At 70.5% G+C, this 25,097-nt stretch carries 15 protein-coding genes and 1 tRNA gene; 8 read left to right on the top strand and 8 right to left on the bottom strand.

What is annotated here, in order from left to right:
* The first annotated feature begins 69 nt into the window (after nucleotides 1-69).
* On the top strand, nucleotides 70-921 hold the full coding sequence (locus AC07NG_RS07190; RefSeq protein ID WP_494592965.1) for a hypothetical protein: 852 nt from the start codon (nucleotides 70-72) through the stop codon (nucleotides 919-921).
* A 7-nt stretch (nucleotides 922-928) separates the two neighbouring features.
* Here the strand turns inward: AC07NG_RS07190 and AC07NG_RS07185 are convergent, their stop codons facing one another.
* The gene (locus AC07NG_RS07185; RefSeq protein WP_494592962.1) at nucleotides 929-2,305 is read right to left on the bottom strand and encodes an MFS transporter; all 1,377 of its coding nucleotides are present in this window, start codon (nucleotides 2,303-2,305) and stop codon (nucleotides 929-931) included.
* A gap of 220 nt (nucleotides 2,306-2,525) precedes the next feature.
* Between AC07NG_RS07185 and AC07NG_RS07180 the strand changes: the two genes are divergently transcribed.
* A complete protein-coding gene (locus AC07NG_RS07180) occupies nucleotides 2,526-2,975 on the top strand; it encodes a response regulator transcription factor (RefSeq protein ID WP_494592960.1) in 450 nt (149 codons plus the stop codon).
* A gap of 171 nt (nucleotides 2,976-3,146) precedes the next feature.
* Here the strand turns inward: AC07NG_RS07180 and AC07NG_RS07175 are convergent, their stop codons facing one another.
* Both AC07NG_RS07175 and AC07NG_RS07170 read right to left on the bottom strand, forming a co-directional pair.
* Nucleotides 3,147-5,720, bottom strand: a complete 2,574-nt coding sequence (locus AC07NG_RS07175) for a hybrid sensor histidine kinase/response regulator (RefSeq protein WP_494592958.1) — start codon at nucleotides 5,718-5,720, stop codon at nucleotides 3,147-3,149.
* Between the two features lie 128 nt (nucleotides 5,721-5,848).
* Nucleotides 5,849-6,613, bottom strand: a complete 765-nt coding sequence (locus AC07NG_RS07170; protein WP_492854445.1) for an SDR family oxidoreductase — start codon at nucleotides 6,611-6,613, stop codon at nucleotides 5,849-5,851.
* Nucleotides 6,614-6,771: 158 nt separating this feature from the next.
* Between AC07NG_RS07170 and AC07NG_RS07165 the strand changes: the two genes are divergently transcribed.
* Nucleotides 6,772-7,248, top strand: a complete 477-nt coding sequence (locus AC07NG_RS07165) for an SRPBCC family protein (protein ID WP_494592956.1) — start codon at nucleotides 6,772-6,774, stop codon at nucleotides 7,246-7,248.
* 3 nt (nucleotides 7,249-7,251) lie between these two features.
* On the opposite strand, the gene AC07NG_RS07160 is transcribed toward AC07NG_RS07165, so the two are convergent.
* Together AC07NG_RS07160 and AC07NG_RS07155 are read right to left on the bottom strand one after the other, a co-directional pair.
* Entirely contained in the window at nucleotides 7,252-9,114 is a 1,863-nt protein-coding gene (locus AC07NG_RS07160; RefSeq protein ID WP_494592954.1) for a glycoside hydrolase family 2 protein, read from the bottom strand.
* A gap of 102 nt (nucleotides 9,115-9,216) precedes the next feature.
* Complete coding sequence (locus AC07NG_RS07155; RefSeq protein ID WP_494592952.1) at nucleotides 9,217-10,365, bottom strand: aminotransferase; 1,149 nt, start codon at nucleotides 10,363-10,365, stop codon at nucleotides 9,217-9,219.
* Between the two features lie 236 nt (nucleotides 10,366-10,601).
* On the opposite strand from AC07NG_RS07155, the gene AC07NG_RS07150 reads away from it, so the two are divergent.
* The 3 genes from AC07NG_RS07150 (at nucleotide 10,602) to AC07NG_RS07140 (ending at nucleotide 13,556) form a co-directional block, all read left to right on the top strand.
* Nucleotides 10,602-10,853 (top strand): GlsB/YeaQ/YmgE family stress response membrane protein, encoded by a 252-nt coding sequence (locus tag AC07NG_RS07150; protein WP_110119265.1) that lies wholly within the window; start codon nucleotides 10,602-10,604, stop codon nucleotides 10,851-10,853.
* A 17-nt stretch (nucleotides 10,854-10,870) separates the two neighbouring features.
* A complete protein-coding gene (locus AC07NG_RS07145; RefSeq protein WP_494592950.1) occupies nucleotides 10,871-12,181 on the top strand; it encodes a PQQ-dependent sugar dehydrogenase in 1,311 nt (436 codons plus the stop codon).
* Nucleotides 12,182-12,374: 193 nt separating this feature from the next.
* Nucleotides 12,375-13,556, top strand: a complete 1,182-nt coding sequence (locus AC07NG_RS07140; RefSeq protein WP_494592948.1) for a glycoside hydrolase family protein — start codon at nucleotides 12,375-12,377, stop codon at nucleotides 13,554-13,556.
* 99 nt (nucleotides 13,557-13,655) lie between these two features.
* On the opposite strand, the gene typA is transcribed toward AC07NG_RS07140, so the two are convergent.
* Entirely contained in the window at nucleotides 13,656-15,491 is a 1,836-nt protein-coding gene (typA, locus tag AC07NG_RS07135) for a translational GTPase TypA (RefSeq protein ID WP_487289824.1), read from the bottom strand.
* A gap of 535 nt (nucleotides 15,492-16,026) precedes the next feature.
* Nucleotides 16,027-16,959 (bottom strand): N-formylglutamate amidohydrolase, encoded by a 933-nt coding sequence (locus AC07NG_RS07130; RefSeq protein WP_494592945.1) that lies wholly within the window; start codon nucleotides 16,957-16,959, stop codon nucleotides 16,027-16,029.
* Nucleotides 16,960-17,110: 151 nt separating this feature from the next.
* Here AC07NG_RS07130 and cpdR point away from each other — a divergent pair, with 151 nt between their 5' ends.
* A complete protein-coding gene (gene cpdR / locus AC07NG_RS07125; protein WP_110119269.1) occupies nucleotides 17,111-17,467 on the top strand; it encodes a cell cycle two-component system response regulator CpdR in 357 nt (118 codons plus the stop codon).
* Between the two features lie 130 nt (nucleotides 17,468-17,597).
* Nucleotides 17,598-17,672: transfer RNA gene (locus AC07NG_RS07120), tRNA-Val, on the top strand.
* 267 nt (nucleotides 17,673-17,939) lie between these two features.
* Here the strand turns inward: AC07NG_RS07120 and AC07NG_RS07115 are convergent.
* Nucleotides 17,940-24,578, bottom strand: coding sequence for a hypothetical protein (locus tag AC07NG_RS07115; RefSeq protein ID WP_494592943.1), 6,639 nt, complete (start codon nucleotides 24,576-24,578; stop codon nucleotides 17,940-17,942).
* Nucleotides 24,579-25,097 lie beyond the last annotated feature (519 nt).

Raw genomic sequence — 25,097 nt, 5'->3', positions numbered from 1 at the left:
TACCTTAGGATGATGAGCCAGGCGCCGCCTCATGATCCAGACGTCCCGTCCGATAGAGGTTCGGCGGACATGACGCCGTTGCGCAAGGTCGCGAACGGCGTGCGGACGAGCCTGCCCACCGGCGAGATCGCGCGCGAAATGACGACCACGGCGATCTGGTGCGGCCTGCTGCTGGGCGTCTGGGGCGGCTCGCCCGAGGTCGGACCGCCGCTGTTCGTGGCCGGCGGCCTGGCGGCCGTCGCTTTCTGGCTGGCCGGCCGGCGCGAGGACGCCCCCGACCAGCCCGAACTTGGCGTATGGCGCGCCAGCCGCAAGACCCTGTTCCAGGCCCGCTGGAAACGTCGCGCGCCGCTCGGCGGCCTCGCCATCGGCCTGCTGCTGGCCGGACAGTCCTGGTGGTACGGCGACGCCTGGGGCGTGGTCTACGCCCTGGCGCTCTGTGGCGGCTTCGGCTGGCTGGCCTGGAGGCGCAAGCCGCTGGAGGACTGGGTGGAGCTGCGGATCGACGCGGACGGCCTCTATTCCCGCGAACTGGGCTGCGCCATTCCCTGGCCGGCGCTGCAGGCCGTGCGCCCACGCGCGCGCCACCGGGCGGGCAAGCTGGGCTTGCGGCTGGGTCCCAACGACCTGCCGGTCCTGGACGCCGCCGACAGGGCTGTGGGAGCCGATGTCGAGATCGATCTGGCGCCGCTGGCGCTGGGCGTCGACGCCATCCGCGCCGAGATCTTCCGCTACCGTCCCGACTTGGAGATCGGCCCCGCGCCGGGCGCGCCGCCCGAGTCCATCGTCACGTCGATCCCTGGCGCGGCCACCGAGGCCGACGGCCGCGACGACAGCGCCCTGGCCGCCGTGTCGATGCTGGCGGTCGCCCAGAACCCCGCCCTGGCGCTGATCGCCCTCAGCAGTTCCAGCGACCGCTGAAGGCGGGTCAGTCCCGCGCCAGCCGCCAGGCCGCGGCGAAGCCGACCAGGGCCAGCGGCACGAAGGCCCCGAATAGCCACGGACCGTGGGCGAAGGCGGCGGCGGGGTCGATGCCGTGGCCGAAGCCTAGCAGGTTGGCCATGGCCCCGGCGGCGGCCGAGCCGGTCGCGCCGCCGATCAGTTGCACCGTGGGCACGGCCGACGAGGCCAGGGCCTGCTCCTGCGTCGGGGCGCCGGCGATGGTGCGCCGGGCCAGGAACGCCCAGCACAGGCCAAAACCGCAGCCGACGGCCAGTAGCGCCAGGCCCGTGCTCCACAGCCCGCCGCGCGACACCGCCAGGGCCGAGGCCGCGACGCCGGCCAATATCACCAGCGCGCCGGCGCGGATGGCCAGGGGCTCGTGCTCGACCTTCAGGCGCGCGACCAGCATGGCGCAGACCGTCCAGCCGGCGGCGATGCCGCCGGTGACGTAGCCGGCCACCAGCGGCGAGGCGCCGTGGCGGGCCTGGATGAAGGCCGGGCCGTAGACCGTGAAGCCGATGGCGGCGGCCTCGCAGGCGAACATGACCAGCAGGCCAAGGCCGGTGGCGGTGGAAAGATCGGCGGCCGAGCGTGGCAGCAGCCGGTCGGGTGAGAGGCGGTTGACGGCCAGCATGGCGGCCATGGCCGCGACGCCCAGCACCGCGCAGATCCCGGCGGTGGCCGGTGAGGCGACCACCCCGGCCGCGCCGATCAGGCTGACGCCGACGACCAGCAGGGCGAGCTGGCGGCTGGGGATGCGCGTGCGGCTCTCGGCCCGCTTCTCGCCCGGCAGCATGGCCAGCACGGCGACGACGAAAATCACGCCCTGGATCACGAAGGCCCAGAACGCGCCCCGCCAGAAGCCGGCGGCGGCGAACACCCCGCCCAGCAGCGGTCCCAAGAGGGTCGCCCCGCCCCAGACGCCGGCCACCGCGCCGTAGACGCGCGGCCACAGCTTCTCGGGGAACAGGGCGGTGATGGCGACGTAGCACAGGGCCACCACGGCCCCGGCGCCCAGCCCCTGGATCAGTCGCCCGACGACGAAGGTGACGAACTCGGGGGCCAGGGCGCTCATGGCGCAGCCGGCGGCGTAGACGATGCCCGCGAAGGCGGTGGCCCGGCGCAGGCCCAGGCCTTGCGAGAACTTGCCGCTGCACGCGCCCGCGACGATCGAGCCCATCAGATAGGCCGCCACCGACCAGCCGAAATACTGGTGACCGCCAACCTCGCGGGCGACGCTGGGCATGATGGTGGCGGTGACCAGGGTGTCGGCGGCGTTCAGCCAGATGCCCAGGCACAGCAGGCCGAAACGCGGCAGCAAGGCGCGGTCCAGCAGGGCGGTGCGGTCGGCGGCGACGGACATCGACGGTCTCTTCGGCGGCCTTGCGGGCCGGGCAGGCGGTCATGCCCTTTTCCGCGCCCCTCGCCAAGCCGCCGCACGGAACCGATGGGTTGAACCGCCCGCGTCGCCGAGCGCGACAATAGAGCGCGCCTCGCCGGAAATCGGCGCGCGGGGGTGCGAGGCGCCGGGCGTGCGCGCTATAGTTGGTCGAGTACCCGACGCGTTCCCCGAAAGCCCGCCGATGCCCCACTCCATCCTGGTGATCGACGATGATCCGCTGGTCCGCGAGTTCGTCGACCTGGTGCTGAGCCAGGCCGGTCATCGCGTTTCGGGCGCTCCCAACGGCGCCGTCGGGCTGGAGACCCTGGGCCACGCCAAGTCGGACCTGGTGCTGCTCGACATCCAGATGCCGGGGATGAACGGTCTGGAGGCCCTGCGCGTCATCCGCCGCCTGCGCCGCCTGCGCACCCCGGTGATGATGATGACCGCTCGGGGCGACATCGAAACCGTCAAGCAGGCTCTGAACGACGGGGCCAACGGCTACATCGTCAAGCCGTTCACCGCCGCCGACCTGCTCAAGCGCGTCTCGGCCCTGTTGGCCTCCGAGAGCCGCGCGCCCGTGACCCCGCCGCCCCCGAAGCCCCAGCCGGCCCCGCAGCCCTCCGGCCCGGACACCTTCGAGATCGACTGAACGTCCCTCTCCCCTTGCGGGAGAGGGTGGCCCGCGAAGCGGGTCGGGTGAGGGGTCGATAGATCTCTCCGCCGCGACGGGCGGATCGGCTGGTTGAAGACGGATCGTTCTGAGAGACCCCTCATCCGTCGGCCTTCGGCCGCCACCTTCTCCCGCAAGGGGAGAAGGGCGTTAGACCCGTTCCGCCGTCCGCGCCCGCGAAACGCCCGGGGCCTGGGCGGCGACCACCACCTGGGCCAGCACCGACAGCAGGTTACGCATGTCGATCGGCTTGGCGACGTGGGCGTCCATGCCCGCTTCCAGGCAGGTGCGGATCTGGGTCTGCATGACGTCGGCGGTCAGGGCGACGATCGGCAGGCGCACCCAGCGCGGGTCGGCGCGCAGGCGGCGGGTGGCCTCCAGTCCGTCCATCACCGGCATGTTGACGTCCATCAGCACGATGTCGAACGGATGGGCGGCGACGGCGTCCAGCGCCTCCTGGCCGTTCTCGACCTCGACCAGCTCGCAGCCGAACGGCTCCAGGAACAGGCGGATGACCCGGCGGTTGACCGGATGGTCGTCGACCACCAGCACCCGGCGTCCGCCCAGCGAGGCCAGGGCGTCCAGCTCCAGGGCGGCGGGCTCGGCCGCCGGCGCCTCGGCCGCCTCGCCGACGGCGACGTCGGCCAGGAAGCGCAGGGTGAAGAGCGAGCCCTCGCCCTCGCGGCTGCGCACGGTCACCGAGCCGCCCATCATCTCGGCCAGGCGGCGGGTGATGTTGAGGCCCAGGCCCGAGCCGCCGTAGTTGCGGGTGGTCGAGGCGTCGGCCTGGGTGAAGGCGCCGAACAGCTTGTTCAGGGTCGCCGGGGTCATGCCGATGCCGGTGTCGCTGACCGTCAGCCGCACCGACTGGCGGCCGCTGTTGGGTTCGGGCGCGCACGACAGGGTCACGGCGACCTTGCCCTCGCTGGTGAACTTCAGGGCGTTCGACACCAGGTTGGCCACGCACTGGCGCACCCGCACCACGTCGAACATCAGGCACGGCGGCGGATCGCCGACGACCGCGAAGGTGAGGTCGAGGCCCTTTTCGCGCGCCGTCGGCTGGAAGCCGTTGACCAGCCGACCGACTGCCTGGGCCAGGTCGCCGGCCGTGGGGGCGATCTCCAGCTTGCCGGCCTCGATCTTCGACAGGTCGAGGATGTCGTTGAGCAGCACCAGCAGGGTCTCGCCGGAATCGATCAGCAGGTCGACCTGCTCGCGCTGGCCCGCGCCCAGGGTCTCCCCGCGCAGGGCCTGGGCCATGCCCAGCATGCCGTTCAGCGGCGTGCGCAGCTCGTGGCTCATCACCGCCAGGAACGAGGACTTGGCCTCGCTGGCCGCCTCGGCGCGGCCGCGGGCGTCCTTCAGATTGGCCTGGGCCCGGCGCATGTAGAGCGCCCAGGTGACGCCGCCGACCACCAGCAGGGCCATCAGGGCGGCGATCACGCCGGTGGCCTGGGCCAGGCGGCGGGTCAGCTCGACCTCGGCGGTCAGGCGCTCGCTCTCGGTGCGCTTGGACTGCAGTTCGGCTTCCAGCGCCGAGGAGATCTGCGAGGCGGTGGCGGCCTGGGCGGCGTTGGTCTCGCGCGAATGGGCCACGCGCCAACGGTCGAACAGCGAGAAGGCGTCCTTGCCGCGCCCCTCGGCGTTGGCGATGAACGCCTCGACCAGCATGCGGCCGACCGGATCGGGGCGCGCGGCGCGGGGGGGAGCGGTGTCCAGCAGCGTCAGGTCGCGGCGGGCGGCTTCGGCCCTTCCCGTCTGGGCCAGGGCCTTGGCCCGCAGGCGCAGCATCGAGACGGCCACCCGGTCCTGCGGCGCGACCAGCACCGCGCCGGCGTCGCGCAGGCAGCGCAGCACGCCTTGGGGATCGTCGCGGGCGTCGGCGATCACCGCGCAGAGGTTCTGGTCCCAGGTCAGCAGATCCGGATCGCCGGCCCCCACGCTCATGCGGTGGTGCACCTCGGCGAAGCGTTCGGCCGCCGGAATCTCGCCCAGCTCGGCGGCGGTGTAGGCGATGTCGTACAGCCGCTCGATCTTGCGCATGTAGAAGGCGTCGCGCTCGTCCAGGCGCGCGGCCTCGGCCATGTGGTCGAGGGCGCCGTCCTTGTCGCCGATTTCCGACAGCGTGTACGAATGCACCTGGTGGGCCTCGGCCAGCAGCGGCCGGGCGATCGAGCCGCGCTCGCCCAGGTCCTCGAACAGCTGGCCGGCGAAATGGCTGGCCTCGGTCCAGCGACCGCTGCGCGCCAGGGTGCGGATGCGCTCGACGCCGGCCATCAGGCCGATCTCGCGGCCGGACCCGCCCAGGAACCGCGCCCAGCGGGCGTCGTCCATGCCCGTCGGTCCGCGCGCGTCGAGGTCGTAGGCGGCCTGCATCAGGTCGGCCAGCGCCGCCAGCTCGGGATCGTCGTCGACCCGGGCGGTGGCGCGAACCGTCGCCTCCCAGTCGTCGAAGGCCTTCTGAACGTGGTTGCTCTTGTAGGCGTAGAGCACGCGCCACAGGGCGTAGAGGCGGGTGTCGCCGCGTTGGCGCAGGGCCCGGCGGCCGGCGCGCTCGACGTCCTCGTTGTCCTGCGGGGCGGGACCGGCCCGCTGTACGCCGATCTCGCGATAGAGCTGCTCGAGCTTGCGCGCCTGTTCCGAGGCCGGGGCCGTCGCGGCGCGCGCGGGCGCGACGCCGGCCAGGGCGACGAGCGCGAGCAGCAGGGGCAGGATGCGCTTCACGGGGCGGCGGTCCTCGAACAACCGCTCTGTCCTAGCGTCAAGTTTCCGTGTCCGAGGTTAATTTCGGGCCGGCGCGTCCCTAGGCCGCACTTAAAGACCGCCGTTATCGCGCGCAGGTGGAGCCAGGCTCAGATGGTCGCCCCGCCGTCCACCACCATGGCTTGACCGGTCATGAAACTTCCCGCCTTCGAGGCCAGGTAGACGGCCGCCCCGGCGATCTCGTCGGGCTCGCCGATCCGCCGCAGCGGCACGCCGGCGGTCGAGCGCTCCAGGGTCTTGGGATCGTCCCACAGGGCCTTGGCGAAGTCGGTCTTGATCAGGCCCGGCGCGATGCAGTTGACCCGCACGTTGTCGGGGCCGAACTCGTGGGCGAGGTTGCGGGCCAGCTGGAAGTCGGCGGCTTTCGAGATGTTGTAGGCCCCGATGACGGCGTTGCCGCGCAGGCCGCCGATCGAGCTGACGATGATGATCGCCCCGTCCTTCCGCTCGCGCATCTCCGGCGCGACCATCGAGATCAGCCAGTGATTGCTGATGATGTTGTTGTCGAGGATCTTGCGGAACTGGTCGTCGGCGATGCCGGCCAGGGGGCCGTAATAGGGGTTGCTGGCGGCGTTGCAGACGCAGATGTCGACGCGGCCGAAGGCGGCGCGGGTCTCGTCGACCAGGCGCTGCAGGTCCTCCTTCGAGGCGATGTTGGCCGGAACGGCGATGGCCGTGCCCTCGCCATGCTGCTCGTTCAAGGCCGCGGCGACCTCCTCGCAGGGGCCGGCCTTGCGCGACGAGATCACCACCTTGGCGCCGTGCTGGGCCATCTGCTCGGCGATGGCCTTGCCGATGCCGCGCGAGGATCCGGTGATGATCGCCACCTTGCCGGAAAGGTCGAAGAGGCTCACGGCGCGCTCCCTAAAACGTTTGTTTGAATTGCTTGCACAGTGACCGCCGCGCGCGGCCCGGTCAACCGCGATCGAAAAATCCGCCGCGACGTGTCGGGACGGCTGGACCGGCCGCGTCCTTGGGCCGAACAGTCCTTCCAGCAAGACGGAGACCCGCCATGGCCTTCACGCCGCCCGCCGCCGCCCACGAGTTGACCCTGACCCGGATCATCGACGTTGCGGCCGACAAGCTCTTCAAGTGCTGGACCACGCCCGAGCTGCTGCCCAGGTGGTTCTGCCCGCCGCCGTGGCGCGTGTCGCACGCGCAGATGGATGTCCGCGGCGGCGGGAACAGCTACATCGTCATGAGCGGCCCCAATGGCGAGGAAATGCCCAATCCCGGCGTCTATCTGGAGGTGGTCGAGAACGAACTCATCGTCTTCACCGACGCCTTCACCAGCGCCTGGGTCCCGTCGGAAAAGCCGTTCATGGTCGGCATCGTCCGCTTCGAGGATCTCGGCGACGGCAAGACCCGCTACACCGCCACGGCCCGTCACTGGACGGCGGAAGACAAGGCGACCCACGAGCAGATGGGCTTCCACGAGGGCTGGGGGATCGCCGCCGACCAGATGACGGCCCTGGCGGCGACGCTGTAGGGGCTAGCGCCCGTCTCCCGCCAGCTTGGCGTAGTAGTCGGCCAGCACCTTGAAGGCCGCTTTGCGCCGGCCGGTGGGCGAGATCAGGCCCTTGCGGTTCCAGCCCTGCTGGTAGACCGGATGCTGGCGGCGGGGCGAGCGGAAGTCCTTGAGGATCCAGGGCGACATGCCGCGCAAGGACGGCGCGTTGGCGGCCATGGCCAGGGTCTGGACGTAGTAGCGGGCCTGGAAGTCCTCGGAGAACTTGCGCATCAGCACCGGGTCGCTGAACCCGGCCAGGGCGTCGGCGCCGAACTCGGAGAACACCATCGGCTTGTCGGTGGCCCGCCAGGTGATCCTGGACACCGCGTCGAGCGGGTCGTCGCCGTACCAGCCGGCGTAGGTGTTGACCGCCAGCACGTCGAGCTTGGCGGCCAGGGGATCGTCGATCCACTGTTCGGCATGCCGGCCATCAGGAGCGTCAACCGTCTTGCGGGCGGCCAGCAGGGCGGCGGTGACCAGACGGGTGTCGTCCAGGGCGCGGACGTCGTCGGTCAGGGTTCCCAAAAACGCGTTGCGGGCGTCGCTGACCGGCGTCTCGTTGGCCACGCTCCACAGTATGATCGAGGCGCGGTTGCGGTCGCGGCGGATCGAGTCGGCCAGCATGTCGCGCGCCAGCTTCAGGGTGCGGGGATTGTCGAAGGCCACCAGCCAGTAGATCGGGATCTCGCTCCAGACCAGCAGGCCCATCTCGTCGGCGACGCGGGTGGTGACCTCTGAGTGCGGATAGTGGGCCAGGCGCACGAAGTTGGCGTGCAGGCCGTCGCGGGCCTCGCCCAGCAGGGCGCGGGCGTTGGCCTCGGTGATGGTGCGGGCCGGGTTCTCGCCCAGTTCCTCCTCGTGCAGGCAGATGCCGCGCAGGAACACCGGCTTGCCGTTCAGCAGGATCTCGCCGCCGCGCACCTCGATGGTGCGGAAGCCGACGCGGTCGGTCAGCACGTCGTCGCCGGCCTCGACGCGGACGTCGTAGAGCGCCGGCGCGCCGGGGGCCCAGCGCTTGAGGCTCTTGGGCGCGGGGGCCGACAGCGTCGCCACGCCGTCGGCGCCGGCCTTGCCGCTCAAGGTCAGGCCCGCGACCCTGACGCTGACCGCCTGGCCTGCGGCGGCTGGGCCGTCGAGCTTCACATCGGCGGCGATCGTCTTGCCGTCGCGGGTCAGCCGCACCCAGGCCTCGTCGACGAAGGTGGCCGGGGTGATCACCAGCCGCACCGGCCGGGTGATGCCGCCGTAGTTCTCCCAGTCGGTGACCGGCGGCGGGGCGCCGTCGGCAGAAGGCGTGGAATCGACGCCGACCGTCACCTGGTTCTCGCCGGCCCGCAGCAGGCCCGTGACCTCGAACGAGAACGGTGTGAAGCCGCCCTCGTGCTCGCCCACGGCCTGGCCGTTGAGGAACACCTTGGCCGTGTAGTTGGCGGCCTCGAAGCGCAGGAAGGCCCGCTGGCCGGGCTTGAGGGCGACGCTGTCGAACCGCCGCTGGTACCAGACCAGGCCCTGGTAGTGGCGCATCTCCGGCGCGTGGGTCAGCCACGAGGCGGGCAGGGTCGCCGTCGGCGAGCGGCGCATGTCGTATTCGTAGAGCGCCTTGGGATCGGCGCGGGTCACCTGATCGACGTCGCTGTCGTCATAGCGCCGGTGGCCGACGCCGGGCGGGCCGCGATGGAAGCCGGAAACGCCGTCGCGATAGGGATCGACCGAGTAGTTCCAGGTGCCGGAAAGGTCCTGGCCGGCGCGCAGGTCGGCGCGGTTCAGGGTGGGGCCGGCGAAGGCCGCCGACGTCGCCAGGAACGCGGCCGCGACCGCCAAGGCCCATCCGAAGATCCGCCGCATCCGCCTCTCCCTGCCCTCGCGACGCTGGTAATGCCGGCGTCGTCATTGGCGGGGATATTGGTCAGGCCAATGCGGGGTTGTCCAGCGGGGCGAGGAGGGCGCTCACTTCGCCCGCGCCAGCCGCTCCACCGCCGCGTCCAGCACGTCGTCGGCCTTGGCGAAGCACAGCCGCAGGACGTTGGTGACCGGGTCTTCCGCGTAGAAGGCCGAGACCGGGATCGCCGCCACGCCGTGTTCGCGCACGGCTCTGAGCGCGAAGGCGCGGTCGGGCTCGTCGATGCCCGAGGCGGCGAGATCGACATTGAGGAAATAGGTCCCGCCGCTGCCCAGCACCGAGAAGCCGGCGTCCCGCAGCCCCGCCGCCAGCCGGTCGCGCGAGCGCTGCAGGCCGGCGGGCATGGCCGTGAACCAGTCGCCCGGTTCCTCCAGCCCGAAGGCGACGGCGGCCTGCAGGTTGGGCGGGGTGGTGAAGGTCAGGAACTGGTGGGCGCCGGCCAGGGCCTTGGCGAGCGGCGGAGCGGCGCACAGGAAGCCGACCTTCCAGCCGGTCATCCCGAACATCTTGCCGGCCGAGCCGATCTTCACCGTCCGCTCGCGCATGCCGGGGAAGGTCATCAGCGGCCGGTGGGCGCGGCCGTCGAAGACCACGGCCTCCCAGACCTCGTCGCAGACGGCGGTGACGTCGAAGCGCACGCAGAACTCGGCTAGCAGGGCCAGGTCCTCGTCGGGCGTCACGACGCCGGCCGGGTTCAGCGGGCTGTTGAGCACGACGAGCCTGGTCTTGTCGCTGAAGACGGCCTCCAGCATCGCCCGGTTGAACCGCCAATGCGGCGGCGCCAGGCGCACCAGGCGCGGGACGCCGCCGGCCCGCCGCACCATCGGCAGATAGGCGTCATAGAGCGGCTGGAACAGCACCACCTCGTCGCCGGGCGAGATCAGGGACAGGAAGGCCGCCGCCAGGGCCTCGGTCGCGCCCGAGGTGACGATGATCTCGCGGTCGGGATCGAGCTCCAGGCCCTGGGTGCGAACGTAGTGGCCAGCGACCGCCTGGCGCAGCTGCGGCAGGCCGCGCATCGGCGGATACTGGTTGGAGCCCTCGATCAGCGCCTCGCCGGCCTTGCGCCGCAGGGCGATCGGTCCCTGGTCGTCCGGAAAGCCCTGGCCCAGATTGATCGCCCCCAGCTCGCGGGCGAGGCCGCTCATCTCCTCGAAGACGGTGACGGGCAGGTCGGCGAAGACGGGATGGACCATGGGAGGCTCGGCGGTGTGGGCGGGGACCATGGCTTGGCGAGGTCGAGGCGCCAAGACTTTCCGCCGCGCCAGCCCCCTCCGGCCCTCTGGGCCACCTCCCCCAGAGGGGGAGGATCTGGAGCGCCAAGATGCTCCCCCTCTGGGGGAGCTGTCGCGGAGCGACTGAGGGGGAAGCAACCTCTGCCGCACCCTACGCATTTTCCTGACACCCGAAGGGCGAACAGGAGAACGACGGCATGAACGGCGTGGGTTTCATCGGCGCGATCATCATCGGCGTCTTCGCCGGCTGGCTGGCCGAGAAGATCATGAAGCGCGATCATGGGCTGCTGACCAATCTGGTGGTCGGCCTGGTAGGCTCGCTGATCGGCGCCTTCCTGGCGAGCATGGTGGGTCTGGGGGCGACTGGATGGCTGGGCAGCCTGGTGATCTCGACGATCGGCGCGGTGGTGCTGCTGGCGCTGCTGGGTCTCTTCCGCCGACGCGCCTGAGGGTGGCGCGCCTTGGCATGAAACGCGTCCTGACCGCCGCCGCGGCCCTGGCCCTGCTGGGCGTGGCGGCCTGCGGCGAGCGGGCCAGGCTCGACGTCGCCGCCGGCACGGGTCCCAATCCCCAGCTGCCGGCCCCGAAGAAGACCCTGCTGCCGACGCTGAACATCGCGCCGGCCAAGGGCTGGCCGGAAGGCGCGACGCCGAAGCCGGCCGAAGGGCTGGCGGTCAGGGCCTTCGCCGACAAGCTGGACCATCCGCGCTGGATCCAGGTCCTGCCTAACGGCGACGTGCTGGTGGCCGAGACCAACGCCCCGCCCAAGCCCGAGGACAGCAAGGGCCTGAAGGCCAAGATCGAGGCCGTCGTCATGAAGCGGGCGGGGGCGGCGACCAAGAGCGCCAACCGCATCACCCTGCTGCGCGACACCGACGGCGACGGCGTGGCCGACCTGCGGGCGACCTTCCTGTCGGGGCTGAACTCGCCGTTCGGCATGGCCGTTGTCGGCGACGCCTTCTACGTGGCCGACACCGACGCGGTGCTGCGGTTCCCGTACAAGGGCGGCGAGACGACGATCACGGCCAAGGGCGTGCGGGTCACCGACCTGCCGGCCGGGCCGCGCAATCACCACTGGACCAAGAGCCTGATCGCCAGCCCCGACGGCAAGCGGCTCTACGCCACCGTCGGCTCCAACAGCAACGTCGCCGAGAACGGCATGGCGGCCGAGGAGGGGCGGGCGGCGATCTGGGAGATCGACCTGGCCACCGGCGCCAAGCGCCTGTTCGCCGGCGGCCTGCGCAATCCCAACGGCATGGGCTGGGAAGGCTCCACCGGCGCCCTGTGGACCGTGGTCAACGAGCGCGACGAGATCGGCAGCGATCTCGTGCCCGACTACCTGACCTCGGTGAAGGACGGCGGCTTCTACGGCTGGCCCTACAGCTACTACGGCGCCCACGTCGACAAGCGGGTCGCGCCGCAGCGGCCGGACCTGGTGGCCCGGGCCATCGCGCCCGACTACGCGCTGGGGCCGCACACCGCCTCGCTGGGCCTGACCTTCGATGCGGCCTCGGCCCTGCCGGCGCCGTTCAGGGGCGGGGCCTTCATCGGCCAGCACGGCTCGTGGAACCGCAGGCCGCACAGCGGCTACAAGGTGATCTTCGTGCCCTTCGCCGGCGGCAAGCCGTCGGGCCCGCCGCGCGACGTGCTGACCGGCTTCCTCAACGACGAGGGCGAGGCCCTGGGCCGCCCGGTCGGCGTGGCCTTCGACGCCAAGGGCGCGTTGCTGGTCGCCGACGACGTCGGCAACGTCATCTGGCGGGTGAGCGGGCGGTAAGGCGTCCCTCCGATCCCCCGCGTCGCCGTCTTCCCGCGCGGGAAAGCTTTGACAAAATCCCGAGCGCCCACAATCATCCAATTAATAGGACTATTGTCCATATATTGGGTTTGGCGGCGGGTCGCCTGGCCGAGAGGGTCCGGCACGAAGAGGCGCCGAAAGCGCGCCTCCCTGCGGACGGGGATGGAAGTGCATGTCTTTGCGTTCGAGCAAGCTCGCCGCGGCGGCCCTGGCCGGCCTGCTGCTTCTTCAGGCCTCTCCCCATGTCGTGGCGGCGCAAGGCGCTGCCGGTCGCGACGCCGGCGCCGAAGCCGTGCCGACGCTCGGGCCAAAGCCCTTCATCGCCTACTTCAAGCCGATGCCGCCCGCCAGGCTGTCCACGACGGCCTGGGGCGCGAAGGAGGTCGGGCCGCGCGATCAGAGCAATGGCCTCGAAGATGCGGGGATGGCGCGCTGGAACTACTGGGACGGTCAGATCCTCAAGGGGCCGGACGGCGGGTACCGCATGTTCGCGAGCCGATGGGACCAGGCGCTCGGCCACAAGGCCTGGGGAGAGTCCCTGGCCGTCAGCGCGGTCAGCGACACCCTGTTCGGGCCGTATCGCGACAGGGGGCTGACCTGGCCCGATAACCAGGGCGGCCGGGGCCACAACGTCACCGCCCTTCGGATGCACGACAAGCGCTACGCCGTCGTGGTGAGCGAGACGCGGGCCGGCGACGTCTTCGTTTCTAAGTCGATCGACGGGCCGTGGCGGCAACTGGGCGCCATCAGCTTCGATCAGAGCCTCTTCCAGCTGGTCAAGACGCCGGGCGACGTCGCCGTCCGGGGCGATCCGACGGCGAAGCCCGCGCGCCCCGCCAATTTCAGCGTCATGCTGCGGCCCGACGGGGCCTATCAGATCGTCCCGCGCTCGGGCCAGATCCTGATCAGCAGGACGGGAATCCTCGGCCCGTACAAGGTGATGGGCGACAGCGTCTATCGCGGCCTGAGCGGCATTCCCCAGCACGACCTGAGGGCCTTCGAGGATCCCGTCGTGTGGTTCAGCGGCGGATGGTGCCACATCGTCGTCAATCATTGGCGCGAGCGCCGCGCCTACCACCTGATCTCGCGCGACGGGATCACGCAGTGGAAGGTCCAGGGGCTGGCCTACGAGCCCGGCGCCGACTTCATCCGCTACGCCGACGGCGCGGCGAACCACTGGAACAAGCTGGAGCGCCCCGGCGTGGTCATCGACAACGGCCATGTAGTGGCCATGACCTTCGCCGTCGTCGATACGCCCAAGGACGACCAGACGGGGAGCAACGGCCATGGCAGCAAGATCATCGTCGTGCCCTTCGACGGCGCGGCGCTGGATCGGGATCTCGCCGGGCTCTAGCGGCAAGGCGCCCGCCAAAGGGGCCGCCAAACAAAAAGGCCGCCGACCCTGGGGTCGGCGGCCTCTTCATGTCCGGAAGTCCCCGAAGGGCCAGGAAGACTAGTCTTCCTTGACGCGCTTCTTGCGGAACGACGGGTTCAGGATCTGCTTGCGCAAGCGGATGTTCTTGGGGGTCACTTCCACCAGCTCGTCTTCCTCGATGTAGGCGATGGCCTGCTCGAGGGTCATCTTGCGCGGCGGGGTCAGGCGGATCGACTCGTCCTTGCCCGAGGCGCGGACGTTGGTCAGCTGCTTGGCCTTCATCGGGTTGACGTCCATGTCATCCTGACGAGCGTTTTCGCCGATGATCATGCCGAGATAGGTCTTCTCGCCGGCGCCGACGAACATGGTGCCGCGCTCTTCCAGGTTCCACAGCGCGTAGGCCGCGGTTTCACCGTCCGAGTTGGAGATCAGCACGCCCTTGCGCTGCTGGTCGATGGCGCCCTTGTAGCCCTCGTAGTGGCTGAACACGCGGTTCAGCACGCCCGAGCCGCGGGTGTCGGTCAGGAACTCGCCCTGGTAACCGATCAGCGAACGCGAGGGAGCGGTCAGCTGGATGCGGGTCTTGCCCGCGCCCGACGGACCCATGTCGCGCAGCTCGGCCTTACGGAGCGACAGCTTCTCGATGACGATGCCCGAGAACTCGTCGTCGACGTCGATCATGACGTCTTCCATCGGCTCCAGGCGCTTGCCGGTTTCCGGATCGTTCTGGAACACGACGCGCGGACGCGAGATCGAGACCTCGAAGCCTTCGCGACGCATGTTCTCGATCAGGACGCCCAGCTGCAGTTCGCCGCGACCCGACACTTCATAAGCGTCGCCTTCGCTGGTCTCGGTCACCTTGATGGCGACGTTCGACTCGGCTTCCTTCAGCAGGCGGTCGCGGATGACGCGCGACTGGACCTTGTCGCCTTCGCGGCCGGCCAGCGGGCTGTCGTTGACCGAGACGGTCATCGAGATGGTCGGCGGATCGATCGGCTGGGCCGGCAGGGCGTCGGTGACTTCCATCGCGCACAGGGTGTCGGCGACGGTGGCCTTGGACATGCCGGCGATGGCGACGATGTCGCCCGCTTCCGCGCCTTCATCGACGGGCTGACGCTTCAGGCCGCGGAAGGCCAGCACCTTGGTGATGCGGCCGCGCTCGATTTCCTTGCCGTTGCGGTCGAGGGCGTGGATGGCCATGCCGGGGACGGCCTTGCCGCTCTCGATGCGGCCGGTCAGCAGGCGGCCCAGGAACGGATCGCTTTCGATCAGCACGTTCAGGATCTGGAACGGCTCGTCCTTCTTGGCGATCTGCTTGGGTTCCGGCACGTGGCGGACGATCAGGTCGAACAACGGACCGAGGTTGTCGCTGGGCACGTTCATGTCCAGCGTGGCCCAGCCGGCGCGGCCCGAGGCGTAGATGTGCGGGAAGTCCAGCTGCTCGTCCGTGGCGCCGATGGCGGCGAACAGGTCGAAGGCGGCGTTGTGCACGCGGTCCGGATCGGCGTGGGCGCGGTCGACCTTGTTGATGCAGAGGATGGGCTTCAGGCCCATCTTCAGCGCCTTGGTCAGCACGAACTTGGTCTGCGGCATGACGCCTTCTTCGGCGTCGATCAGCAGGACGCAGCCGTCCACCATGCCGAGGATCCGTTCGACCTCGCCGCCGAAGTCGGCGTGTCCGGGGGTGTCGATGATGTTGATGCGGGTTTCGCCCGCTTCACCGTTCCACAGGACGCTGGTGCACTTGGCCAGGATGGTGATGCCGCGTTCGCGCTCCTGGTCATTGGAGTCCATGGCGCGTTCGGTCGTCGCCTCGTTGGCGCGGAACACGCCAGACTGGGCCAGCAGCTGGTCGACGAGGGTGGTCTTGCCATGATCGACGTGCGCGATGATGGCGATATTTCGCATGGACATGGGAGGACGGCGGGCTTTCGGAGAAAAATCGGATGAGACGCTGCGCGCGTCAGGCGCGCGGCTTTTACGCGACTGCGCTGCGTTTATCCACCCCGCCCAAACGGCGCCTTATGTCGCGGTTACCGGTGTCACGCCGCAAACCCTTATTCCTACCGGGTTTGGGGTGGTTTCTGGCGGTTGTCGTTTCTTGGGCAACTAATTGTGCAGCGCAGCAATGCCTATTTTATAGTCAAGCTTGGAGATCGATGTTCTCCGATCCTTGCTGTGCAAAGGGTTGCTACCGGATGTCGCAGAAAATTCGACAACGTTGTCCAACTTTCCGCTTGCCCGATTTCGCAGCGCACCCTATAAAGAAGGTGTGAGGCGGCGCTGCCGCTTCTGCCCTTCCTGGGCGTTTCCTCCCTAATGAACTAGCCCGGCCTTACCGCCGGGCTTTTTTTTGGCCCGAAGCCGGCGAGGCGCGATTTTGCAAGCCTTTGCGGCGGTTTGCGGACTTCTTGGCCTGTAATGGCCGTTTTTGCAGGCCGCGAGGGCGCTATTTCAGGCCCGACCAGTCGGCCCCGGCCAGCAGGGCCGTCAGTTTTTCGACATGCGCCGTCAGTGTCGCCAGGCCTTCGGTCGGCTCGCGGGTCGTCTCGTTCATATAGAGCGAGCGGTTGATCTCGATCTGCAGGGCGTGGGTGCGCCGGGCCGGGCGGCCGTAGTGCTCGGTGGTGTAGCCGCCGGCGTAGGGGGCGTTGCGGGCCACCCTGTAGCCCATCTCCTCCAGCGCCTGCTCGACCAGCTTGGTCAGTTCGGGCGCGCAGGCCGCGCCGAAGCGGTCGCCCAGCACGATGTCGCAAGGGCCGCCGCCGCGGGCCCGCGAACCGCGCGCCGCCGCCGCCGGCATCGAATGCCAGTCGATCAGCACCGCCAGGCCGTGGGCGGCCCGCGCCTGGGCCAGCAGGCGGGTCAGCATGTCGTGATAGGGGCGGTGGGCGCGCTCGACCCGGGCCTTGGCCTCGTCGAAGGTCAGCTTGCGGGCGTAGATCGGCCGTCCGTCCGCCACCCGGGCGATGGCTCCCAGGCCGGCGGCGACCCGGGCGGTGCGGCCGCGCGCGAACTCCGGCAAGTCGCCGTCGAACATCGCCGGGTCCATCTCCCACGGGTCGCGGTTGAGATCGATATAGGCCCGCGCCAGCCGCGCCCGGATGGTCGAGATCCCTTGCGTCGGGGCCTTGGCGATCAGCCGGTCGACGAAGGCGTCCTCGGAGCCGCGCAGCACGTTCTCGGGCAGGCGGGCGGCCGCCATCATTTCCGACGGGTACAGGGCGCCCGAATGGGGCGAGGCGAACACCAGGGGCGTCGGGGCGCTCTGGCCCTCCGGCGCGGCCCGCACGGCCTCGTACGCCGGCTCGCGCCCCTGGGCGGCGGTCGCGCCGGCCTGGGGCGAAGCGGTGTCCGGGGTGATCGGGTCCCATGCGTTCATGCGTCACATAGTCGAGAACCCCGGGCTTGCGGTCAAATGTCCTCGCGCCCTGTCGTATCTGTGGACGGTCCGCGTCGGTTCACCGGCGATTTACCGTCCCGGGCCTAGATTCGGCTTTCCAGAGACGAGATCCAACGGACACGTAAGCGACATGGCCCGCATCCTCCTCGCCGAAGACGACGACTCGCTGCGCGGCTTCCTCGCCCGTGCGCTCGAACGCGCCGGCTTCGAAGTCACCGCCTGCGCCGACGGCGAAGAGGCGGTCGGCCACCTCGACCACCCGTGGGACCTGCTGCTGACCGACATCGTCATGCCCGGCATGGACGGCATCGAGGTGGCGCGCCAGGCTGCCGCTCGCGACCCGGACCTGCGCATCATGTTCATCACCGGTTTCGCCGCCGTGGCCCTGTCGGCCCAGGACCGAGCGCCCGCCGGCGCCAAGGTGCTGTCCAAGCCCGTCCACCTGCGCGACCTCGTCTCCGAAGTCGAAAAGATGATGGCGGCGTAAGCCTCCACAGCTTCCTGAAAACTTCTCCGAAAAAGTTTCCTCGGCGGCTTGCGCCCCGGCCAAGCCGCCGCTATACCCCCACACCTTCCCGGCCGGGACGCCTCAACGAGGCGCTTCGGATCGCTTCGGCGGACGCGTAGCTCAGCGGGAGAGCACTACGTTGACATCGTAGGGGTCACAGGTTCAATCCCTGTCGCGTCCACCATCCCTTCTCTTTAAAATCAGAGACTTGCGCCGAGCGCGCTGACGCGCGGCCGCGTTCGATCGCGCGGCCTGAGCTGTGCTAATCTCCGCAGATCGTGCGGAGAATGAAGCCGCTATTCTCCGCACTCATTTCGCCTGAAGCCCCGACCACCACGCGTCAAAGAAAAAGCGCCGCGTTTCGGTGGCGCTTTCTGTGGGTCGCTCGGGGCGGCCCGGTTTCGAATTGAAGGCAGCGACGCGGCGTCCGTACGCCGCGTCGCTTCCGTCATCAGTAGCGCAGGCGCAGGCCCAGCGAGGCGCCGGCTTCGCTGTAGGCGTCGTTGGCGCGCAGCTTGGCGTCCACGAAGCCGGTCCAGCCGCTCTTGCTGCGGCTCGACAGGTTGAAGCCGAACTCGCCATAGGCGCCGTCGAAGGCCTTGTCGGTGATCTTGAACGGCGCGCCGGCGCTGAGCAGGGTCACGTCGTTCTTGCCCTTCAGGTCGTCGACCACCCGCACCGAGACGGCGTAGCGGGTCGTCCAGGCCTGGCTGGGGGCCAGGACGCCGGTGACGCGGGCGCCGAGGCTGGCGCGCACGCTCTTGGCGTCCTCGAAGCGGAAGGTCGTACCCGCGGTCGAGACGTCGTCGATGCTGGTGTCGACATAGGTCACGCCGAGGCTCGGCTCGATCACCGCGCCGCCGAAGAACGGCCTGCGCAGTCCGGCCTCGACCGCGCCGCCGAGCGAGGTCACGTCCGCCTTCTGCTGGGTCCAGCCGGCCAGCTGCGAGGCGGCCAGCTTGGCGTTCAGCTGGCTGGCCGCGACCGTGGCCGAGACGAAGGTCCCGCCCGACAGCCAGCTGGCGTAGCCGCTCAGCACCGGGCCCTGCAGCTTGGTCAGGGTGTCGTACTGGTCGAAGCGGGCCTTGGCCTGGGCGTAGCCCAGCGCCGCGCCCCAGGCCAGGCCCCCGTCCGACGCGGCGTTGACGGCGTCGAAGCCGATCGTCGCGTTGGTGGAGTCCTGCTTGTAGGAGGCGTCGTAGGCGTAGGTGTTCGACAGCACGGTCAGCGACTGGCCGGTCTGGCGTTCGGCGCGGGCGGCGTCGGCCTTGAACCAGAAGCCGGTCTTGGCGGACGGCGCGTCGGCCTTGGCCGCCGGGTCCAGCGCGTCGCGCAGCTCGGCGTTGCGGGCGCCGCGGTCGGCCGCGCCGTGCCACAGGCCCTGGGCCTGGGCCGCCAGGGTGGCGAACTGGTAGGCCTGGGTCTTGGGGGCGCTGACCAGCACGGTTCCGGTCGAAGCGTTGGCCAGCTGGCTGAAGAACAGGCCCGGCTTGTCGATCGCCCCGCCGAAGATGGCGGCGTTGTACCAGGACGAGCCGCTGTCGAGCACGAAGTCGCCGGCGTGGGTAGTCCCCACGACGACGGCGGTCCCGGTCAGGTTCAGCGCGCCGAAGCCGCTGGCCCGGTCGGCGACCCGCACCTTGGTGACGCCCGAGGACGTGCCCACGGTCAGGGTGTCGGCCTTGCCGCCGGCGTTGAGGGCGGCGTCGATCGACAGCAGGGCCGCGCCCGAGCCGACATAGCTGGACCCCGTCGCCACGATGCTGTCGCCGATGACGCCGTTGGCCATCTCCAGCACGCCGCTGTTGTTGAACCGCGTCAGGCTCTTGAGGACGAAGCTCGAGCCGCCGACGGCCACGGGGTTGAAGCCCACATAGATCGTGCCGCTGTTGGTCAGGACGTTGGTCCCGCCGCGGAAGTCGAAGGTGGTCAGGGCGCCCAGGGTGATCAGCTTGCCGGAGTTGCCGAAGGCGTCGTCGCCGGCCGCGAAGATCGACTCGCCGCCGGTCTCGAAGTTGGTGCCGGCGGCGCTGACCAGCTGGCCGCTGTCGGCGCCGGTCAGGGCCGAGAAGTCGACCCGGCCGGCGATCGTGCCGCTGTTGTTGACCACGACCGAGCCGCCGGTGGCGCGCAGGGCCACATCGTAGACCGAGCCGCTGACCGACTGGATCGTCGCGCCCGACGCCACGTTGAGCGTCGAGTGCTCGCCCTTGGCGGTGTCGAGGGTGATGACCGCCGAATTGGCGCTGTCGATCTTGCCGGCGATCACCGCGCCCGAGGCGATGTTGATCACGCCGCCGCCGGTGGAGACGGCCTGGATGGCCGGGCCGCTGGCCGAGATCACGCTGCCGCCGATGTTCAGCTCCAGCCCGCCGGTGCCCGAGGTCGCCGCGATGCCGACGCCCGAGGCGCCGCTCACCGTCCCGGTGGTGGTCAGGCTGGTCGAGCCCGCGCCGCTGGTCGAGACGACCAGGCCCTGGGTGGAGCCGCTGACCGAGCCGGCGTTGACGACGCTGACGTCGCCGCCGGCCGAGGAGACGACGAAGCCCGCCCCGTCGAAGCCGCGGACGACGGCCCCGGCGGCGGTGGTCACCGTCACCGTCCCCGAACCGGTCGAGACCACCGAGGCGCCGATGTCGCCCTCGGCCACGCCGCCGGCGGCGGTGTAGGTGACGTCGCCCGCGCCTTCCACGACCACGCCGTAGGCGCCGGGATCGATGATCCCGCTGGTCGTGACGACGACCGCGCCCGTGCCGTGGTTGACGGCGTAGATGCCCGCGCTCTGCTGGCCCGAGCCCGGGGCGACATAGATGCCGCCGCTGGAGTTGATGACCAGATCCTGCGAGCCGCCGAGGATCTCGGCGCGGATGCCCGTGCCGACCCAGCCGTTGTCGCCGGCCACGCCGATCGAACCGGCCTGGTTGATGGTGATCGAGCCGGTGGCGGTGCTCGCATTGATGCCGACGGCCGCGCCGGGCGAGATGGTCCCGGTCGCGCCGGTGGTCACGGCGATGTCGCCGGCCTCCGTCGTGGCCAGGATCCCCGTGCCCGCCGTGACGATGGCGGCGTTGTTGGCGATGGTGATGTCGCCGGCCCCGACTGTCGCGGCCGAGACGCCGATCGCGCCCTTCAGCGTGGTTCCGGCGGCGGTCGTGACATTGATATTGCCGACGCCGCGCACCTGGGCGCGGATGGCCGCCTGGGCGCCCGTCACGTCGCCGCGGGTCTCGACGATCACGCCGCCGTTGGCCCCGCCGACGCCCGAGATCGCCTCGACGCCGTTGTAGCCGCCCGACACCGCGCCGCGGGTCAGGATCGAGATCAGGGCCGCCTGGTCGCTTTCGGCGTAGACGCCGTCCCAGGTTGAGCCGCCGGTCCCGTTGTTGGCGATCGCCGAATTGGCGTCGATGACGATGTCGCCGCCGACGGTCTGGGCGCTGATCGCCGAACCACCGGTGGAGGTGACGGTCCCGGCCGAACGGATAGTCAGGCTGTTGACGTTGAGGACGCCGTTGTTGCGGCCGACAATGCCGAAGGTCGAGGCGGCGTCGATGTCGCCGCCGATGTCGATCAGCACCTTGCCGTTGGGGTTGGCGCCCTGGCTGGAGGCCACGACGCCGCGCGTGCCGGCGTCGATCGTGCTGGCGTAGACGCTGACGTCGCCCGAGCCGGTGGCGAACAGGCCGGTGCCGCCCGAAGCCACCGCGCCGATGCGCTGGGTCGCCGAGCCGAGCGACACGGCGGCCGAGCCGCCGCGCACCCGCACGCCGTCGGTCTGGGCGGTGATCGCGCCGGTGGTGACGCTGACCGCGCCGCCGGCGCTCTGGATCTCGATCGCGCGACCGCTCGCGGCGGTCACGCCGGCCGTGGCCACGGTGATCGCGCCGGTTCCGCCGGTGGTCTGGGCGAAGATCCCGCCGGCCGCGCCGCCGGTGACCAGGCCGGCGGTCGTGACGTCGATCGCGCCGCCGCTGGACAGGGCGATGACGCCGTAGCCGCTGGTCTGGTTGACGCCGGTGACGTCGCTGAGGCCGTTCTGCGAGACGCCGCCGCCATTGGTGGCGGTGACCGCGCCGGTCGAGACCGACACCGCGCCCGCGCCGCTGGCGAAGACGCCCGGACCGCTCGTGCCGGTCACGGCCGCCAGGTCGAGGTCGATGCCGCCCTTGCCGGTCGAGATGGCGACGACGCCGGTCTGGCCCTGGATGGCGGCGTCGGCGGTGATGTCGATCGCGCCGTGGTCGACGGCGCTGCGCAGGAACGCTTCGATCCCGTTGTACGAGCCGGTGACCGCGCCGTGGGTCGTGATCGAGATATTGTTGTCGTCATAGCCCTCGGCATAGACGCCGTCCCACGAGCCGGTGGCCTGCGAGGCGTTGGCCTGGATGGCGCCGTTGGCGACGACGGTGATGTCGCCGGCGTTGGCCTGGGCGCTGATCGCCGAGCCGCCGGTCGAGGTGACCGCGCCGGTGGTGATGCTCACGGTGTTGGCCGCCAGCACGCCGTTGTTGAGGCCCAGCACGCCGTAGCTGCCGTTGGCGACGACCATCCCGTTGACGTCGATCACCACCTTGCCGTCGGGGTTGGTTCCCTGGCTGGAGGCCAGGACGCCGCGCGTGGCGGCGGTGACGTTGGTGGCGTAGATGCTGACGTCGCCCGAGCCGGTGGCGAACAGGCCCGTGCCGCCGGCGGCGTTGACCGCGCCGATGCGGTCGCTCGCCGTGCCGACGGTGATGGCGCCGGCCGTGGCGCCATCGCCCCAGCCGCGCACCCGCACGCCGTCCGTGGCGGCGGTGATGGCGCCGGCGGTGACGGTCACCGGGCCGCTGGCCGAGTTGACCTCGATCGCGCGCCCTGCGCCGGCCGTGACGTCGGCGAGGTCGAGGGTGACGCCGCCGGCGCCGTCGCCGGCCGCCGAGCGGACATAGAGGCCGCCGGCCGCGCCGCCGGTCAGGGTTCCGGTCGAGGTCACGTCCACCGCGCCGAGCGAGGAGACGGCGTTGATCGCATAGCCCGCCGCGCCGGTGACGCCGGTCGCGTCGTTGAAGGCGTCGAGGGTGATCGCGCCGCCGCCGGTCGCGGTGACCGCGCCGGTCGAGATCGAGATGTCGCGCTTGGCGCTCGCGAAGACGCCGTGGCCTTCGGTGGCGATCACGTCGGCCAGATCGAGGGTGATCTTGCCGTCGCCGGTGGATTCCGCGCCGACGCCCTCGTACTTGCCGGTGACGGTCTGGGTGGCGGTGATGTCGATCGCGCCGCCGGTCGTGGCCGCCGTGGCGTTGGCGTAGATCGCCCAGACGCCATTGACCGCGCCGTTGGTGACGACGCTGATGTTTCCGTCTTCGTAGCTCTTGGCCCAGACGCCGTTGCTGCCGGTCGACTTCAGGGCGCCGTCGGCGGTGATCGAGATGTCGCCGTTGACGGCCTCGGCGCTGATGGCGGTGCCGGTCCCGGCGGTGATCGCGCCCGCGGTGCGGATCGTCAGGTCGTTGCCCACGGCCTCGCCGTAGTTGACGCCGATGATCCCGTAGGAGCCGGCGTTGATCGCGCCGCTGACGTCGACCACCACGTCGCCGTTCGGCGCCGTTCCCTGGCTGGCGGCGACGATACCGCGCGTGCCTGCGGTCACGCCGGTGGCGTAGACGTTCACGTCGCCCTGGCTGGAGGCGAAGATCGCCGTGGCGTTGGTGCTGGTCGCCGAGCCCAGCCGGCGATCGGCCGTGCCGACGCTGACCGTGCCCGCGCCGCCGACGGTCGAGTTGTTGGCCGAGACGGCGTTGCCCGTACGGGCGCTGACCGAGCCGGCATGGACGGTGATGGAGCCCGCGCCGCCGGTGGCGACATAGACGCCGACGCCGTCGCCCCGGATCGAAGCGGCCACGTCGACGTCGATCTGGCCGCCCGCGCCGCGCAGGTCGACGCCGTTGCCGGTCGTGCCGATGAACGACGAGCCGGCGTCGGTCGCCGTGACGCTGAGCGCGCCCGCGCCCGAGGAGGTCAGGTAGACGCCCGTGGCGCCGGTGACCGTGCCGGGGCCGTTCAGGGTGTAGGAAATGTCGCCCGAGCCCGTCGTGCGGCCGAACACGGCGTTGCTGGACGCGCTGTCCACGCCCACCGTCGAAAGGGTGATGTCGCCCGCGCCCGAGGTGTTGGTCGAGATGCCGCCCGCGCCGGCGCGGATGGCCGCCGTCGCATCGACGCCGACGTCGCCGCCGGCCGACTGGGCGTAGATCGCCGCATAGGCGCTGCGCGTCGTCGCGCCGACCGTGTCGCCGAGCGTGACCTGGACGTCGCCGGTTCCGTCGGTCACGGCGAAGACGGTGTTGGCGCCGCTTTCCAGCTTGCCGCCCGCGGCGGTGGTGACGGCGATGTCGCCCGCGCCCGACGTCGTGGCGTTGATGGCCGAGCCGGCGGACGTGGCGGTGATCGCGGTGGTCACGCCGCCGTCGGCGCCGACGGTCACGTCGCCGCCGTAGGACAGTGCGCGTACGCCAACGGCGCTGACGATCGTTCCGCCCTTCGAGTCGATGGAGACGTCGCCGGTGCGGTAGGTCGCGCCGAGCACGCCGACGGCGCCGCCGCTGATGGTGTTGGCGCCGTTGAGGATGGCGACCGAGCCGTTCAGCGAGCTGGCGCTCAGGCCCGTTCCGTTGGCGACCGCGCCCACATAGGTCCCGAAGCCGCCGCTGGCGTCGAGCAGGATGTCCTGGGTGTCGGTGTAGACCGATACGGCGGCCGAGCCGCCCTGGATGCTGTTGACGCCGTCGAGCGTGACCAGGATCTGGCCGGCGGTGGTGTCGAGCGACGAGACGCTGACGCCGTTCCAGGTGTTGGCGGTGACGGCGATCACCGCGTCGGTGACGCCGACCTGGCCGTTGACCCCCGTGGTGACCGAAACGCCGCTGCCCGTGCCGCCGTCGAGTATGCCGCCGCTGGTGGTCGTGGTGATCGTCCCGGCGGTCAGGGCCTGGCCCGGGGCGCCGTTCAGCACGGCCTGGGCGCCGGCGAGGCTGGGTGCGAGCGCGCACAGCGCCGCGATCGAGGCGCTCGTCATCATCGTCCGCGACAGGCGGTCGTTGGTCTTCTTCATGTGGTCTCAGTCCCCCGAAGGACCGCGATCCGGCATCACGGCCCCGTCTGGCGCGTTGGCGCGCCATTGTTGCAAGCGTGACCGCTAGCACCGCGCTCGGTGACCGTCGTGTTCCAACATTGGAACATTTGAGGGGGTAGACGAGCGTCTGGCCGCCGAGTCGAGGCGGCCTCGGCGACTGCGGCTCGATCCGCGCTGCGGCGGCGCCATGAAATTCGATCTGGCCGTGCAATGTATTTCAATGCGCGGCGTTCAAGCTTCCACGCAGTAACGCCGCCTTGGCGTTTGTAAAATGATGGTTTTCGAATCGTGAGGGGCGGCTATGGGGAAGTAATGCGGCTTTTGGTCGCGGCGGCGAGCCTGGAACGGGGACGAGAATAGTCATACAGCCACGCTTGTAGGTCGCAAGCGCCGGCCGCTAGCATCGGCGGCGAAGACTTGGTGAAAGCTTGACTGTTCGAACGAGAGATCCAGCGACGATGACCGCAGCGCGGCCTGGGCCGTCGACCGGAGGGTTGG

The organism is Caulobacter sp. GW821-FHT10C03, from assembly GCF_059415485.1.
Note: the sequence above shows the minus strand (reverse complement) of the source record. Positions and strands in the feature narration are given on the sequence as shown.

Coding starts and splice junctions, on each gene's coding strand:
- AC07NG_RS07190 (WP_494592965.1), top strand. CDS start 70: ATGACGCCGTTGCGCAAGGTCGCGAACGGCGTGCGGACGAGCCTGCCC.
- AC07NG_RS07185 (WP_494592962.1), bottom strand. CDS start 2,305: ATGTCCGTCGCCGCCGACCGCACCGCCCTGCTGGACCGCGCCTTGCTG.
- AC07NG_RS07180 (WP_494592960.1), top strand. CDS start 2,526: ATGCCCCACTCCATCCTGGTGATCGACGATGATCCGCTGGTCCGCGAG.
- AC07NG_RS07165 (WP_494592956.1), top strand. CDS start 6,772: ATGGCCTTCACGCCGCCCGCCGCCGCCCACGAGTTGACCCTGACCCGG.
- AC07NG_RS07160 (WP_494592954.1), bottom strand. CDS start 9,114: ATGCGGCGGATCTTCGGATGGGCCTTGGCGGTCGCGGCCGCGTTCCTG.
- AC07NG_RS07155 (WP_494592952.1), bottom strand. CDS start 10,365: ATGGTCCATCCCGTCTTCGCCGACCTGCCCGTCACCGTCTTCGAGGAG.
- AC07NG_RS07150 (WP_110119265.1), top strand. CDS start 10,602: ATGAACGGCGTGGGTTTCATCGGCGCGATCATCATCGGCGTCTTCGCC.
- AC07NG_RS07145 (WP_494592950.1), top strand. CDS start 10,871: ATGAAACGCGTCCTGACCGCCGCCGCGGCCCTGGCCCTGCTGGGCGTG.
- AC07NG_RS07140 (WP_494592948.1), top strand. CDS start 12,375: ATGTCTTTGCGTTCGAGCAAGCTCGCCGCGGCGGCCCTGGCCGGCCTG.
- typA (WP_487289824.1), bottom strand. CDS start 15,491: ATGTCCATGCGAAATATCGCCATCATCGCGCACGTCGATCATGGCAAG.
- AC07NG_RS07130 (WP_494592945.1), bottom strand. CDS start 16,959: ATGAACGCATGGGACCCGATCACCCCGGACACCGCTTCGCCCCAGGCC.
- cpdR (WP_110119269.1), top strand. CDS start 17,111: ATGGCCCGCATCCTCCTCGCCGAAGACGACGACTCGCTGCGCGGCTTC.
- AC07NG_RS07115 (WP_494592943.1), bottom strand. CDS start 24,578: ATGAAGAAGACCAACGACCGCCTGTCGCGGACGATGATGACGAGCGCC.